Here is a 13,295-nt window from a genome sequence, read left to right on the forward strand (position 1 = left end):
CGCCTTCAACCTGATCTCCAGCCCGGGCGTGGACATCAACGGCGTCACCTTCGGCCAGACCACCTTCTCGCCCAACAAGACCCGCTTCATCCTCACTCTGACCAAGACGCTGTAGGTGGCACTGGCCATCTGACTTCGGCGGCCTTCATCAGCATTCGTAACAGCTGAGGCGATTGGCTGCCCCGCCTTGCGCGATGGGCGCGCGGGTGCAATATTCCGTGCCATGAAGAAGCTGATCTCGGCAATCCTCCTCGCGGTCGCAGGGCTGATGTCCGCCGGGTCCGCCTCTGCCCAGTGGCACAACAGCCCCCAATTCGATCGCGACCTCCGGGCTTGCGACCGGCGAGGCGTGAACTTCGAGCGCTGCATGTGGGAAAGGGGTTGGCAGCGTGGCCCCGGTCGCCGGTGGAATCACAACCAGAACTGGCACCGTCCCCCTCATCAACAGCACTGGCACGGCCCTCCACCGCGTCACTGGAATCAGGCACCTCCTCCGCGGCGCAATCAGCCCCGACTGAGCGACATGCAGCAACGCGCCCTCGCCAACTGCCGCCTGCTGCATCCTTCCGAGCAGGCCAGGTGTCGCGCGACCGTGATGTCGACGGTGGGTCGATAGCTAGCAGGTCGGCATCATCGCTTCGTCGGCACCGAATAGGTGAGCTCGGCAAAGCCAGGACCGACTCGCCTTGCATCCTTGAGTTGCAGGGACGGCGACACGATACGGCGGGGAAGCAAGGGCCTGCCCGAGCTCAGAGTCACGGATCCGACCTGAACAATGATCTCGTCAAGCAACCCGACGTCATAGAACTGCCCGACCAGATCGCCGCCGCCGACGATCCATACGTTCTTGCCCCCTGCGGCCAGCGCCATTGCCTCGTGCACGGGCCTGACGTCACCTCGGACGAAGTGAATGACCGCCGAGGGCACGTCTGGAAGTTCGCGATTGCTGAACACCCATGCCGGTTGCTCGTAGGGCCAAGCCTTCTGATCCTTCGTACCTGGCTTCACGACGTGACGCAGCATCCATTCGTAGGTGGATGAACCCATCGCGAGTGCGCCAACGCCCTGGATGAATCTTGGATAGCTGGTGTCGTTGATATCGCCGAGTGGGAATAGCCATTCCAACGAATGATCGTCCGTCGCGATGAAGCCGTCCAGGCTGCAAGCGGTGTAGTACTGGGTCTTCATGGCTCGCGTTCTCCGTGAGTCTGGGTGTCGCCATCAGGCGCACCGCAGAACTGCAAGGCGCGCCTTCCTTGATCGATCTCCCGTCATCCTACTGTCAATTCATTCACCCTCTTCAAGGGACTAAGATGCAGTCCCCGACCCGCATGAAGGCACGCACATGGGAAGAATCGCGCTCCGCTCCGCCGCATGGATCGTCGCGGCCGTTTCGGGCTTTGCTTCGGCTCAAGGTAACGGTGGCAGCCAGACCCCTTGCGAGCTTCGATACAGCACGTGCAAGCAGACGGCCAAGGCCGACTACCAGTTCTGCAAGAACGCCAAAGAGAAGAGTTGCCGCCCTCGCCTCAATGACGCCATGAAAGGCTGCTCGACCGCCCGGAACAGCTGCCAGCTTGCCGCGGGCGCACGAGGCTGAACAGCGAGCGCACCAGATGAAAAAGCAGTTCCTTGCTTCGATCCTCCTTGCCGCCACATCGACCGGCCTGTTGGCGAACGATGACTTCGAAGGGACCTACGCGAACGGCAGCACCAAGATCGAGTGGCGCGTCGGCGGCCGCCTGGGCAACGAGTTCGTGTCCAGCCTTTGTCCCGACAAGAAGTTCCGCCCTCGCACGCGCGCGAGCCATTCGCATGCGGGCAAGGACTACGCGATCAAATCCGACTTCCAGTTCACCGAGCTCAAGGTCACCGGCTCCAGCAAGTGCCTGCCCAAGGGCACGTACAAGCGCATGCCGTGATTCCGGCCATCGCCGAGGCGACGCGCCTCCGGAGCCCCAAGTGCATCACGTTTTCGTCTTCGGCACCCTCAAGGAGGGATTCCCCAACAGCGCGGTCAACACTGGCGTTCGTGTCCCCGGCCGCTTTGTCACCGAGAACCGCTATCCCTTCTATCTCGTCGGCGAGCGCCGTTCGCCGTGGGTGCTGAACAGTCCGGGACATGGACTCCACGTCGAGGGGCAACTGTTTGAAGTGACTGACGCGGGACTCGAACAGATGGATTCGCTGGAGCGCATTGGCGAGCCCGACGGCTACGAACGCGTCCGCGTCCCGGTGCGAGAGGCCGATGCGCCGTCGGCCGACACCGTTGAGACATTCATCTATCTGAAGAATCCAGCTTTGCTTCGACCAGAAGATGTTCGCGCCGGGCCCCTTGGCAGCTACACGGAAGAACACGCCTCGCTGTACCGACGGAGGGAATGAGTGCAGCGGCGATCACGGCTGGCCAAGGAAGCGCCGCCACGCAGGCTACTTCAGCCAGATGTTCAGCGGCATCGCCTGTCGATCCGGGCAGGTCATCGACCCCGAATACCGATCCGACAGGCGACCACTGAACGTGCACTCGACACCATCGATCCATATCGTCGCCTTCATCTCAGACGGCAGCTTCGACAGTTGAAACCGGATCTGGCCCGTCTTTGTCTCGGGGCCCTCCTGAGTGCAGACGCCGACGTGTTGCAGCGTCAAAGGTCCGGAGAATTCTTTCGTTCGGCCGGTGATCTTTTCCGTCACGCTCGCGCTCCATTCCCACTCGCCGAGGCTGCCGGAGTATCCGACCACCTGCAACGGGCCAGCCCATGCCTGAGCAGCCGTTGCGGCCGTGAAGATCAGGAGCAGGCGGACACGCATTGCTCTCATGGTTTCTTCGCGAGGTACACGCGGGCGTCGTTCACGTCGATGCGGCTCTTGTCGGCGCCATCGGCAATGGCGACGACCTGACTGAAGTATTTGCGGGCCGCCACTGAATCACCGCTCTTTTCAGCGGCCTTCGCCGCGCCTGCGGTGGCGCCCAATCTGTTGGGCTCCTTCTTCAGCGTCGCCTCGAAGGCAACGAGCGCTTCGCTGGAGTTGCCTTGCTCCAGCAGCATGACACCGTAGAGTTCGCGCGCAGGCTTCAGCACGCCCGGCGTGACGGGGTGCTTCTCCGTCGCGTCCTCGGCGTCGGCCGCGGCGGCCATGGCTTTTAGTGCATCGTCGTACTTGCCGTTGGCGTAGAGCACCCAGGCGGATGCCACCTGGCGCTGGATTTCGACTTGTTGCGACCAGTAGACATCCTTGGCCTCGCGCAACTTGTCTCTCATTTCGGTGATCTTCGCGATGTCGACTTCGGCGGCCGCCGTGTCGCCCGAGCGTGCGGCGCCCAGGGCACGCGCAAAGTACGTGATCGCCTGCACGTGGGGCAAGGGGCTGGGCCGAACCGCAAGCGTGGCCGCGGCCTTCCAGTCGCCGCGCTCCACCGCGTAGCGCGCCGGCGAGGCGGCCAGCGCGTAGGGTCCGGGAATGAAGGTCTCCGTGAAGCCGGTGACCTTGCCCATCTCATCGATGATCGCGCTGGCGCTGCCATCCCGTCCCAGCTGCAAGTTCGCATAGACGAGGTAGTCCATGGCGTGCAGCTGGTCGTTGCTTTCCTTGCCCAGCGCCGCCACGCGTGACGATTCCGTGTTGGAGGCGATCGACTCCTTCCAATACCCGACGCGGGTGAAGACATGCGAGGGCATGTGCTGCGCATGGGCCGCAGCGGGGGCGATGCTCGAATACCGCCGGGCGGCTGCCAGGCCCTTGTCCGCGAGGGCCGGCGAGTCGTAGAGATGAATCAGGTAATGGGCGACGCCTGGATGCTGCGGCTGGCGCTTGGCGATCTGCTCCAGGATGTCCGCACCCTTGAGTTGGCTCGCGTAGGTCTTGTCCGTGGGAGGGGCCGAGATGTTCAGCGCGAGTGCGTAGTAGATCTGCGCCTCGTCGTCATCGGGGTAGCGCAGCGCGAGTTGCTCCATCGCCTTGGCATAGGCCTGAACGCGCGTGCGATGGTCGACCTTGTCGTAGTCGGCGTACATGACACCGAGCGCATCGAGGTAGTCGCGTTCGCGTTGGGTCTTGGCGCCGACGATCTTTCCCTTGGCCAGCGCGACGGTGCCCTCTGCGAGATTCTTCTCGGGCGGCGGGGTATGGGGATTCCAGAGCAGGCTCAGCGCGATGCCCCAGTAAGCCATGCCGCACGCAGAGTCGGCCTTCGCGACGTCCTCGAAGGCGGTCTTCGAGGCGCGGTACCAGAACGAATGCTGATAGAGCATCGCGCGATCGAAAAGCGCTTGGGCCGACGGCGTGCAGGACACATCGAAATGCACCTTGCCGAGCTTTTCGTCGGCGGCCTGTCCCCAGGCCTGCCCGACAAACGAAGCGCCGCCCGCAAACACCGTAGCGGCAAGCAGCACTCCGCCGAGGCGGGTCCCTGGGCTGCGCAGTATCTCGAGTTGGGTCATTTGGCGACTCCGTGACTGGATGACCGCCACGGTCATCCCCAGCACAACAGATGAGAGCGGGCCAATGCGCCACGCGAAATCAGGTGCCCGCACGAGCCTGAAGGTTGCGAGCATGCGCGCCGATCGCACCCCTGTCCACCACTCTCTTGAGGACGGCGACGACGGGGCGCCGGTTAGTCGATGCGCGCCCGCGGATCTCTCTTGTAAAGTGACCGCTTCAAGCGCCGCAAGCCGGCCGTCAACTGGCCGGCGACCTATGAGCAAGTCCGATCTTTCGTCCCCCATCCCGGAGCCGGGCCGAATTGCACGGCGGGCGAAAGCCGCCGACCTGACGGGCTGGGCCCGGTGGCTTCCGGGCCTCCACACGCTGCGCGCGTACCAGATGGCCTGGCTGCGGCACGACATCGTGGCCGGACTGGTGCTGACGACGATGCTGGTGCCCGTCGGGATCGCCTACGCGGTGGCATCGGGCGTGCCCGGCATCTACGGGCTCTACGCGACCATCGTTCCGCTGATCGCCTATGCGCTGTTCGGCCCCAGCCGGATCCTGGTGCTGGGCCCCGACTCCTCACTGGCCGCCGTCATCCTCGCCGTCGTGCTGCCGCTGTCCGGCGGCGACCCGCAGCGCGCGATCGCCCTGGCGGCCATGATGGCGATCGTGTCGGGCGCGGTGTGCGTCCTCGCGGGCATCGCGCGCCTGGGCTTCGTCACCGAGCTTCTCTCCAAGCCGATCCGCTACGGCTACATGAACGGCATCGCGTTGACGGTGTTGATCAGCCAGCTGCCAAAGCTCTTCGGCTTCTCGATCGAAGGCGACGGGCCGTTGCGGAACCTGCAGGCCATCGGCATGGCCGTGATGGATGGAAAGATCAACTGGGTCGCCTTCGCGGTCGGTGCGGGCACCCTCACGCTCATCCTGCTGCTCAAGGGCCACAAGCGCTTGCCGGGCATCCTGATTGCCGTGGTGGCGGCAACCATCGCCGTGGGCGTGCTGGACCTTGCCGCGAGCGCCGATGTGTCGGTCCTCGGTGCCCTGCCCCAGGGCCTGCCGTCGTTCACCATCCCGTGGATCACCCGCGCCGACATCGCCCCTGTGCTGATCGGCGGGTGCGCCGTCGCCCTCGTCTCTTTTGCAGACACCAGCGTGCTCTCGCGCGTCTATGCCGCGCGGACCCAAACCTACGTGGACCCGAATCAGGAGATGGTGGCGCTCGGCGCCGCCAACCTGGCCGCGGGCTTCTTCCAGGGTTTTCCGGTCAGCAGCAGTTCGTCGCGGACGCCCGTGGCCGAGGCCGCGGGCGCGAAGACCCAACTGACCGGCGTCGTCGGTGCGCTGGCCGTTGCCCTGCTGCTGGTCGTGGCGCCGGACCTGCTGAAGAACTTGCCCTCCAGCGCACTCGCCGCGGTGGTGATCGCATCGGCCATCGGCCTCATCGAGATCACCGATCTGCGACGGATCTATCGCATCCAGCGCTGGGAGTTCTGGCTATCGATCGTCTGCACGGTCGGAGTGGCCGTGCTGGGCGCTATCGAGGGCATCGGCCTGGCCATCGTGATGGCGATCATCGAATTCCTGTGGGATGCATGGCGCCCGTACTCAGCGGTCCTGGGGCGCGCAGACCGGGTCAAGGGTTATCACGACATCACGCGCTATCCCGATGCGCGCCTCATTCCGGGGCTGGTTCTGTTTCGCTGGGATGCTCCCTTGTTCTTCGCCAACGCCGAACTGTTCCAGGACCGGGTGCTCAACGCGGTGGCCGCATCGCCGACGCCGGTGCGCTGGCTCGTGGTTGCGGCGGAACCGGTCACGAGCGTGGACGTCACTTCCGCCGACATGCTGGCCGAGCTGGACGAGACCTTGCACGCGGCTGGCATCCAGCTGTGCATCGCCGAGATGAAGGACCCCGTCAAGGACAAGCTGAAGCGCTTCGGGCTGTTCGCGAGGATGGGAGAAGCGGTGTTCTTCCCGACCATCGGTGCCGCCGTGGGCAGCTATCTCGATACCCATCCGGTGAATTGGGTGGACTGGGAGGACCAGCCGCGCGTCGGGTAGCGGGAGCGCGACGATGAACTATGAGCTGATGAGGGCGCTCGACATCCGATCTACGCGAATGCCAGCCGATCCCGCAACTCGCAGGGCTCCATCGCGTCTGCGAGCGTGGCACGCAGATCCCAAGGGTCCAGACTGAGCAGCTCGCGAACGCACTCGGCTTGGGCGCGCGTGAACAGCGAGGGGGTGCATTCCCGCAGGCGACGCCCGGCCCGGGACTGATCTCGTGCAGCGATCACTTCGAGATCGAGCACCGCATCCGCCTGCTCTTCCGAAAAGGTCGCCGGAATATCGCGGAGCAACCTAGCGGAAATCGGCTCGGCGGGTGTCACGGAGAACCAGCCAATCAACTTCGACAGGGTGGGAGGAAGTGCGCCAGTGTTCATGGGGTGAAGGTTCGCTCAATTGCGTGCGGAAGTCTGCAACCATTCGAACAGCCAAGTTCTCTTATGCAACAAATGTATAGCGCCGCATGACATTGGACTATCTGGATTTCGACTACAGCGAAGACACCGAGGGCATCGGTGTGTTCGACGCCATGGCCACCACCGGGCCTCAGCACGTCGCGGCAGTGCATGCCGAGATCGCGCAGGTGCTGGAATGGGCAAACGCCGCCTTTCCCGGACGCAGGGGCCCGGTGGGCGAAGGCGGCGACTGGGACTACGACCTGCAGGGCATGCAGGAAATCACCGTGCCCGAGACGATCGAGTTCGACGAGGACACGCTTCGGGTCTGCGTGCACGCAGGGCCGCCGACAACGCCCCGGCACACGGTGACGATGTCGATCAGCGGCACGCCGGAGTTCTGCGTGGCCTTTACCGCCCAGTTCGATCTGGCCTGACGCGGCCTCGCGCCGCAACGCCATGACCAGCCGGTTAGGCTCGGGCGGCTGCCCGACGACCATCCGGACCTCTCGGGCTTCTCGGGCCTCTCGGGCCTCGGGTTAGGCTCGCACATAATGCGGCGACCGGCGCATGGTAGCGCCGACATTCTGAAGCCGTGACCCAAGATTCTCCTCCCCGTCCGACGCGCCGCAGCAGCGGCGGCATCACCCTCGACGACGTGTCCAAGCTCGCGGGCGTGTCGGCCATCACCGTGTCACGGGCGCTCAATTCGCCGGAGCTCGTGTCGCCGAAGACTCGCGAGAAAGTGAGGCTGGCCGTCGAGCGCACGGGCTATGTGCCCAATCTGCTCGCCGGCGGGCTGGCTTCCAACCGCAGCCGGTTGGTGGCCGCGCTGGTGCCGACCATCGCGGGGCCGGTGTTCCTGGAGACCATCCAGGCGCTCACCGAGGCGCTGGCCGAGTCCGGGTATCAGCTGATGCTCGGCCAGGCCGGCTATCACAACTCGCGGGAGGACGCGCTGATCGACGCCATCGTCGGACGGCGCCCAGACGGGATCGTGCTGACGGGGATCATGCGGTCGGCCGAGGGGCGGCGGCGGCTGCTGGCGTCGGGCATTCCGGTGGTCGAAACCTGGGACCTGACGCCGACACCGGTGGACATGCTCGTGGGCTTCTCTCACGAGAAAGTGGGCACTGACATTGCGAAATTCCTTCATGGCAAGGGCTACCGCCGGCCTGTGGTGATCACCGGGGATGACCAGCGTGCGAACCTGCGCCGCGACGGCTTCGAGCAGGCCTGGCAGGCGCTCGGCGGCCGGCAGCCCGAAATTTGCAGCGTCGCGGCGCCGACGACGCTGGGCAGCGGCAGAACGGCATTCGCCAGCTTGCTCGACGAGGCTCCGGATATCGACGTCGTGGTCTGCAGTTCGGACGCGCTCGCGCACGGCGTCATCACCGAGGCTCAGGCGCGCGGAATGCGGGTTCCGCAGGACATCGCGGCGATGGGCTTCGGCGACCTCGGCTTCGCGCGCCACGCGCACCCCGCCATCTCCACCGTGCGCATCGATGGCACCGCCATCGGCCGGCAGGCTGCGCGTTTCATCATCGACCGCGCCGAAGGGCGGCCCGTCGAACAGAAGGTCATCGACCTCGGCTTCTCGCTGATCGAACGCGCCAGCGCCTGACGGCCGCGCGCCGGGCCAGCCGCAAATACCCTGTTGACCGCATGCCGGCTCCGGTCTTATGATGAAATGACAGCGCTAACATTTCATACGGCATCCCGGCCGGACGGCGCGGAGAGACAAACCATGACCGACCCGCTTTCGCCGACATCGCCCCCTGCCTCGCCCTCGCCCGCTGCCCAGCGCAAGAAGTCCGAAGATCTCCGCTCCCACCGCTGGTACGGCGCGAAGGATCTGCGCAGCTTCGGCCACCGGTCGCGCACGGCGCAGATGGGGCTCTCGCGCGACGATTACCTGGGCAAACCGGTCATCGCCATCCTCAACACCTGGAGCGACATGAACTCCTGCCACACGCACTTTCGCCAGCGTGCGGAGGAAGTGAAGCGCGGTGTGTGGCAGGCGGGCGGCTTTCCGGTGGAGATCCCGGCGATGAGCCTGGGCGAGGCTTTTCAGAAGCCGACCACGATGCTCTACCGCAACCTGCTCGCGATGGAGGCCGAGGAGCTGCTGCGCTCCTACCCCGCCGACGGCTGCGTGCTGATGGGCGGCTGCGACAAGACCACGCCGGGCCTCGTGATGGGCGCGCTGGCGATGAACCTGCCGACCATCTTCGTGCCCGCCGGGCCGATGCTGCGCGGCGATTACAAGGGCCAGTTCCTGGGCTCCGGCTCCGACACCTGGAAGTACTGGGCCGAGCTTCGCGCCGGCAATATCACCGAGCGGGACTGGCAGGACGTCGAGGACGGCATCGCCCGCTCGCCAGGCACCTGCATGACCATGGGCACGGCCAGCACCATGACCAGCGCGGCCGAAGTGCTGGGCCTGACGTTGCCTGGCGCGTCGTCGATCCCCGCCGCGGATTCGCGCCACGCGATGATGGCCACGCACACCGGCCGCCGCATCGTCGACATGGTGTGGGAAGACCTGAAGCCGCTCGACTTCCTGACGCCGGCGTCCTTCGACAACGCGGTCACCGCCGTGCTGGGCCTGGGCGGCTCGACCAACGCCATCGTTCACCTGATCGCGATGGCGCGACGTGCCGGCGTGGCGCTCGACCTGGCGCGCTTCGACGAACTCGCGCGCAGCACCCCGGTCATCGCCAACCTGCGCCCCGGCGGCAAATACCTGATGGAGGATTTCTTCTACGCCGGCGGCCTCCGCGCCTTCCTGCGCGAGATGGGCGACCTGATCGACGGCAGCCAGCGCACCTGCAACGGCCGGACGCTGGCCGAGAACATCGAGGACGCCCGCACCTACAACGCCGACGTGATCCGCCCGCGCGCCGAAGCGCTGCTCGAAAGCGGTGGACTCGCCGTGCTGCACGGCAACCTCGCGCCCGACGGCGCGGTGATCAAGCCCGCCGCGATGGAAGCGCACCTGCGCCGCCACACCGGCCCAGCCGTCGTCTTCAGGAACTACGACGACCTCGCCGCACGCATCGACGATCCCGCGCTGCCCGTGACGAAGGACAGCGTGATCGTGCTGCAGAGCGCCGGCCCGCAGGGCGCGCCCGGCATGCCCGAATGGGGCCAGTTGCCGATCCCGCAGAAGCTGCTGAAGGAAGGCGTGCGCGACATGGTCCGCATCAGCGACGCCCGCATGAGCGGCACCAGCTACGGCGCCTGCGTGCTGCACGTCACGCCCGAATCGCACGTCGGTGGTCCGCTGGCGCTGGTGCGTGACGGAGATCTCGTCACGCTCGACGTCGACGCGCGACGCATCGACATGCAGGTGAGCGACGAAGAGATCGCGTGCCGCCGGGCTGAATGGCAGAAGCCGATCCCGAAGTTCAGCCGGGGCTACGGCGTGATGTTCCTCAAGCACGTGCAGCAGGCCGACACGGGTTGCGACTTCGACTTCCTGGCACCGGACTACCGCGAGAACGCAGGAGAAGCCCCGACAGAGGGCGAGCCCGAAATCCACTGACGGCGCAGCGCCGCATCTCTCAACACTGGAGCGAGACAAACATGAGCCATACCCTGCGACGCGTTGGCGTCCTCTCTCTGCTGCTGGCATGCGCCGCGGCGACCCACGCGCAAACGCCGCCTTCACCACCAGCAACTGACGCGTTTCCGAACCGCACGGTCACCATCGTCGTGCCTTTCCCCGCAGGCGGCGGCACCGATCTCGGCGCACGCCTGCTGGCGCAGAAGCTCGCGCAGAAATGGGGCCAGGGCGTGGTCGTCGACAACCGCGCCGGCGCGGCGGGACTGGTCGGTGCCGAGATGGTCGCCAAGGCCAAGCCCGACGGCTACACGCTGCTGATCGGCAATGTCGGCACGCAGTCCATCAATCCCTCGCTCTACAAGAAGATGCCCTACGACACGGACCGCGCGTTCGCGCCCGTGTCGCTGGTGGCCGAGTTGCCTTTCGTGATGATGGTCGGCCCCAGCGTGCAGGCGAAGAGCGTGAAGGAGTTCGTCGCGCTCGCCAAGGCCTCGCCGGACAAGCTGATGTTCGCCAGCTCCGGCAGCGGCGGCTCGCCTCACCTGACGGGCGAGATCTTCGCGGCGGCGGCCGCGGTGCGCATGACGCACGTGCCCTACAAGGGCGGCACGCCCGCGATGACCGACCTCATGGGCGGCCACGTCGATGTGCTCTTCGCATCCATCCTCGAATCCGCGAGCTACATCAAGGCGGGCAAGCTGCGCGGCCTGGCGGTGACGGGCAGCGCCCGCTCGCCTACCCTGCCTGACTTGCCGACGCTCGCCGAAGCCGGCGTGCCCAACGCCGAATCGGGTTCGTGGATCGGGCTGCTCGCGCCCGCAGGCACGCCGCAGCCGATCGTGGACAAGCTGGCCGCCGATGTGAAAAGCGTGCTCTCGGTGCCCGAGACACGACAGACCCTGGTCGAACAGGGCGCGGTCCCGCGCGGCACCGGCCCGGCGGAACTCAAGGCACTGATAGACACCGACCGCGCGCGCTACGGCCGCGTGATTCGCGACAAGAACATCGGCGTCGATTGAGTGCCGCATCCCACCGGAGAGACAAGCCCATGACCCAGCCCTTCAGCAGCCGCCGCGCGGCACTCAAGACCCTCGGCGGCCTCGGCGTCGCCGCAGCGATTCCCGGCATCGCCATGGCCCAGGCCGACGCGTGGCCGAGCCGGCCGATCACCTACGTCGTTCCCTTCACGCCCGGCGGCTCGACCGACGTGATCGGCCGCGTGATCGCGCAGAAGCTCGGCGAAGTCCTCGGCCAGCCAGTGGTGGTCGACAACAAGCCGGGTGCAGCCGGTGCGGTCGGCGCGAGCTATGTCGCGAAGGCGAAGCCCGATGGCTACACGCTCTTCGGCGGCACGATCAGCACGCACGCCATCAACGCGAGCCTCTACAAGAACCTGCCCTACGACCCGGTGAAGGACTTCGAGCCGATCTCGCTCGTGGCCTTTCTGCCCAACGTGCTGATCGTCGATCCGAACCTTGGCGTGAACTCGGTGCCGGAACTGATCGCGCTGCTGAAGAAGGATTCTTCGAAGCGCACCTTCGCCTCCTCGGGCGCGGGTACCTCCACGCATCTCGCGGGGGAGATGCTGGGCGACATGATCGGGGTGAAGCTCACGCACATCCCCTACAAGGGCACGCCCCCCGCGATGCTCGATGTGTCGTCCGGCCAGGTCACTTTCATGTTCGACCAGATCACTGCCGCGCTGCCGCTGGTGCAGGCCGGCAAGCTGAAGCTGCTGGCCGTCACCACCGCCAAGCGAATGGCGCTGGCGCCGCAGTTGCCGACGATGGCCGAGGCCGGCGTTCCCGGATTCGAGATGGCTTCGTGGCAAGCGGTCTATGCACCGAAGGACCTGCCCAAGCCGATCGCACAGCGGCTCTCGACCGAGATCGCCAAGATCCTGCAGATGCCCGACGTCAAGGACAAGCTCACGAACCAGCTGGGCATGGAGGTCGTGGCCGGCTCTCCCGCGCAGCTCGCAGCGCTCATGCAGAAGGAAATCCCTCGCTGGGGTGAACTCGTTCGCAAGTCCGGAGCGACGGCCAACTGAGTTCCAACATCTCTCATCACCTCGAACAACCATGACCGAAGCCACCACATCCACTCCCCTCTCCGATGCATCCCGCGAACTGCTGCGCCACGTGAGCGTCGCCACGCTGTGCACGCAGCTCTTCAAGCGCGGGTTCCGCAACGTTTACCTGCAAGGCGTCGGCCGCCTGACGAAGCCCTCGGGCGGCAATCTCGTCGGCCCGGCCTTCACGATGCGCAACATCCCGGCGCGCGAGGATCTCGACCAGATCAGCGCCTTCGACGATCCGAACCATCCGCAACGCAAGGGCATCGAGAGCGTGCCGCCCGGCCACGTGCTGGTCATCGATTGCCGCGGCGAGACACGCGTGGCCTCCGGTGGCCAGATCCTCACCACGCGGCTCAAGGTGCGCGGCGCGGCAGGGCTGGTGTCCGACGGGCCGGTGCGCGACAGCGGTCCGATCTCGCAGATGGACTTCCCTGTGTTCTGCGCCGGCGGGAGCGCACCGCTGAACCTGATCCACCACCACGCGATCGACCTCGACGTGCCGATCGGCTGCGGTGGCGTGGCCGTGTATCCGGGCGACGTGGTCGTCGGCGATGAAGAAGGCGTGGTCGTGATCCCGCAGCATCTCGCCGAAGAAGTGGCGCGCGACGCGACGGAGCAGGAAAAGATGGAGGCCTTCATCCTCGCGCGCATCGAAGGCGGCGCGAAGCTCGCGGGCACCTATCCGCCCAACGCGGAGACGCGTGCCGCCTACGAGGCCACGCGCAAGGGCAACGCGGACTAAGCCGGCGAGTCG

13 protein-coding genes are annotated in these 13,295 nt (G+C 66.0%); 9 read left to right on the forward strand and 4 right to left on the reverse strand.

The window, feature by feature from the left end; all coding sequences use genetic code 11:
- Nucleotides 1–630: 630 nt before the first annotated feature.
- Nucleotides 631–1,188, reverse strand: coding sequence for a dihydrofolate reductase family protein (locus tag QTI04_RS25820; RefSeq protein ID WP_286600787.1), 558 nt, complete (start codon nt 1,186–1,188; stop codon nt 631–633).
- Nucleotides 1,189–1,616: 428 nt separating this feature from the next.
- Here QTI04_RS25820 and QTI04_RS25825 point away from each other — a divergent pair, with 428 nt between their 5' ends.
- Together QTI04_RS25825 and QTI04_RS25830 are read left to right on the forward strand one after the other, a co-directional pair.
- A complete protein-coding gene (locus tag QTI04_RS25825; RefSeq protein ID WP_286600786.1) occupies nt 1,617–1,922 on the forward strand; it encodes a hypothetical protein in 306 nt (101 codons plus the stop codon).
- Nucleotides 1,923–1,962: 40 nt separating this feature from the next.
- A complete protein-coding gene (locus QTI04_RS25830; RefSeq protein WP_286618036.1) occupies nt 1,963–2,385 on the forward strand; it encodes a gamma-glutamylcyclotransferase in 423 nt (140 codons plus the stop codon).
- 45 nt (nt 2,386–2,430) lie between these two features.
- Here QTI04_RS25830 and QTI04_RS25835 read toward each other — a convergent pair whose 3' ends face one another.
- Nucleotides 2,431–2,811, reverse strand: a complete 381-nt coding sequence (locus QTI04_RS25835; protein WP_286618037.1) for a hypothetical protein — start codon at nt 2,809–2,811, stop codon at nt 2,431–2,433.
- 5 nt (nt 2,812–2,816) lie between these two features.
- A complete protein-coding gene (locus QTI04_RS25840) occupies nt 2,817–4,442 on the reverse strand; it encodes a hypothetical protein (RefSeq protein WP_286600781.1) in 1,626 nt (541 codons plus the stop codon).
- 256 nt (nt 4,443–4,698) lie between these two features.
- Between QTI04_RS25840 and QTI04_RS25845 the strand changes: the two genes are divergently transcribed.
- Nucleotides 4,699–6,495 carry a SulP family inorganic anion transporter gene (locus tag QTI04_RS25845; RefSeq protein ID WP_286618038.1) on the forward strand — a complete coding sequence of 599 codons (1,797 nt, stop codon included), beginning with the start codon at nt 4,699–4,701 and terminating at the stop codon, nt 6,493–6,495.
- Nucleotides 6,496–6,545: 50 nt separating this feature from the next.
- Here QTI04_RS25845 and QTI04_RS25850 read toward each other — a convergent pair whose 3' ends face one another.
- The gene (locus QTI04_RS25850) at nt 6,546–6,878 is read right to left on the reverse strand and encodes a hypothetical protein (protein ID WP_286600779.1); all 333 of its coding nucleotides are present in this window, start codon (nt 6,876–6,878) and stop codon (nt 6,546–6,548) included.
- A gap of 86 nt (nt 6,879–6,964) precedes the next feature.
- Here QTI04_RS25850 and QTI04_RS25855 point away from each other — a divergent pair, with 86 nt between their 5' ends.
- The 6 genes from QTI04_RS25855 to QTI04_RS25880 all read left to right on the forward strand — a co-directional run bounded on the left by QTI04_RS25855 (nt 6,965) and on the right by QTI04_RS25880 (nt 13,283).
- On the forward strand, nt 6,965–7,333 hold the full coding sequence (locus tag QTI04_RS25855; protein ID WP_286618039.1) for a hypothetical protein: 369 nt from the start codon (nt 6,965–6,967) through the stop codon (nt 7,331–7,333).
- A 221-nt stretch (nt 7,334–7,554) separates the two neighbouring features.
- Nucleotides 7,555–8,520, forward strand: a complete 966-nt coding sequence (locus QTI04_RS25860; protein WP_336621905.1) for a LacI family DNA-binding transcriptional regulator — start codon at nt 7,555–7,557, stop codon at nt 8,518–8,520.
- Nucleotides 8,521–8,643: 123 nt separating this feature from the next.
- Nucleotides 8,644–10,443 carry an L-arabinonate dehydratase gene (gene araD / locus QTI04_RS25865; protein WP_286618041.1) on the forward strand — a complete coding sequence of 600 codons (1,800 nt, stop codon included), beginning with the start codon at nt 8,644–8,646 and terminating at the stop codon, nt 10,441–10,443.
- A gap of 41 nt (nt 10,444–10,484) precedes the next feature.
- The gene (locus tag QTI04_RS25870) at nt 10,485–11,483 is read left to right on the forward strand and encodes a tripartite tricarboxylate transporter substrate binding protein (RefSeq protein WP_286600773.1); all 999 of its coding nucleotides are present in this window, start codon (nt 10,485–10,487) and stop codon (nt 11,481–11,483) included.
- Nucleotides 11,484–11,596: 113 nt separating this feature from the next.
- A complete protein-coding gene (locus tag QTI04_RS25875; protein WP_286600805.1) occupies nt 11,597–12,514 on the forward strand; it encodes a tripartite tricarboxylate transporter substrate binding protein in 918 nt (305 codons plus the stop codon).
- A 31-nt stretch (nt 12,515–12,545) separates the two neighbouring features.
- Entirely contained in the window at nt 12,546–13,283 is a 738-nt protein-coding gene (locus tag QTI04_RS25880) for a ribonuclease activity regulator RraA (RefSeq protein ID WP_286600772.1), read from the forward strand.
- The last annotated feature ends 12 nt before the right edge of the window (nt 13,284–13,295 follow it).

This window comes from Variovorax sp. J22R115, assembly GCF_030317005.1.
Classification (GTDB): domain Bacteria; phylum Pseudomonadota; class Gammaproteobacteria; order Burkholderiales; family Burkholderiaceae_C; genus Variovorax.

Bases quoted from the DNA above. Each gene is read 5' to 3' on its own strand.
- QTI04_RS25850 (WP_286600779.1), bottom strand. From the start codon at position 6,878: ATGAACACTGGCGCACTTCCTCCCACCCTGTCGAAGTTGATTGGCTGG.
- QTI04_RS25840 (WP_286600781.1), bottom strand. From the start codon at position 4,442: ATGACCCAACTCGAGATACTGCGCAGCCCAGGGACCCGCCTCGGCGGA.
- QTI04_RS25825 (WP_286600786.1), top strand. From the start codon at position 1,617: ATGAAAAAGCAGTTCCTTGCTTCGATCCTCCTTGCCGCCACATCGACC.
- araD (WP_286618041.1), top strand. From the start codon at position 8,644: ATGACCGACCCGCTTTCGCCGACATCGCCCCCTGCCTCGCCCTCGCCC.
- QTI04_RS25835 (WP_286618037.1), bottom strand. From the start codon at position 2,811: ATGCGTGTCCGCCTGCTCCTGATCTTCACGGCCGCAACGGCTGCTCAG.
- QTI04_RS25880 (WP_286600772.1), top strand. From the start codon at position 12,546: ATGACCGAAGCCACCACATCCACTCCCCTCTCCGATGCATCCCGCGAA.
- QTI04_RS25845 (WP_286618038.1), top strand. From the start codon at position 4,699: ATGAGCAAGTCCGATCTTTCGTCCCCCATCCCGGAGCCGGGCCGAATT.
- QTI04_RS25870 (WP_286600773.1), top strand. From the start codon at position 10,485: ATGAGCCATACCCTGCGACGCGTTGGCGTCCTCTCTCTGCTGCTGGCA.
- QTI04_RS25820 (WP_286600787.1), bottom strand. From the start codon at position 1,188: ATGAAGACCCAGTACTACACCGCTTGCAGCCTGGACGGCTTCATCGCG.
- QTI04_RS25875 (WP_286600805.1), top strand. From the start codon at position 11,597: ATGGCCCAGGCCGACGCGTGGCCGAGCCGGCCGATCACCTACGTCGTT.
- QTI04_RS25855 (WP_286618039.1), top strand. From the start codon at position 6,965: ATGACATTGGACTATCTGGATTTCGACTACAGCGAAGACACCGAGGGC.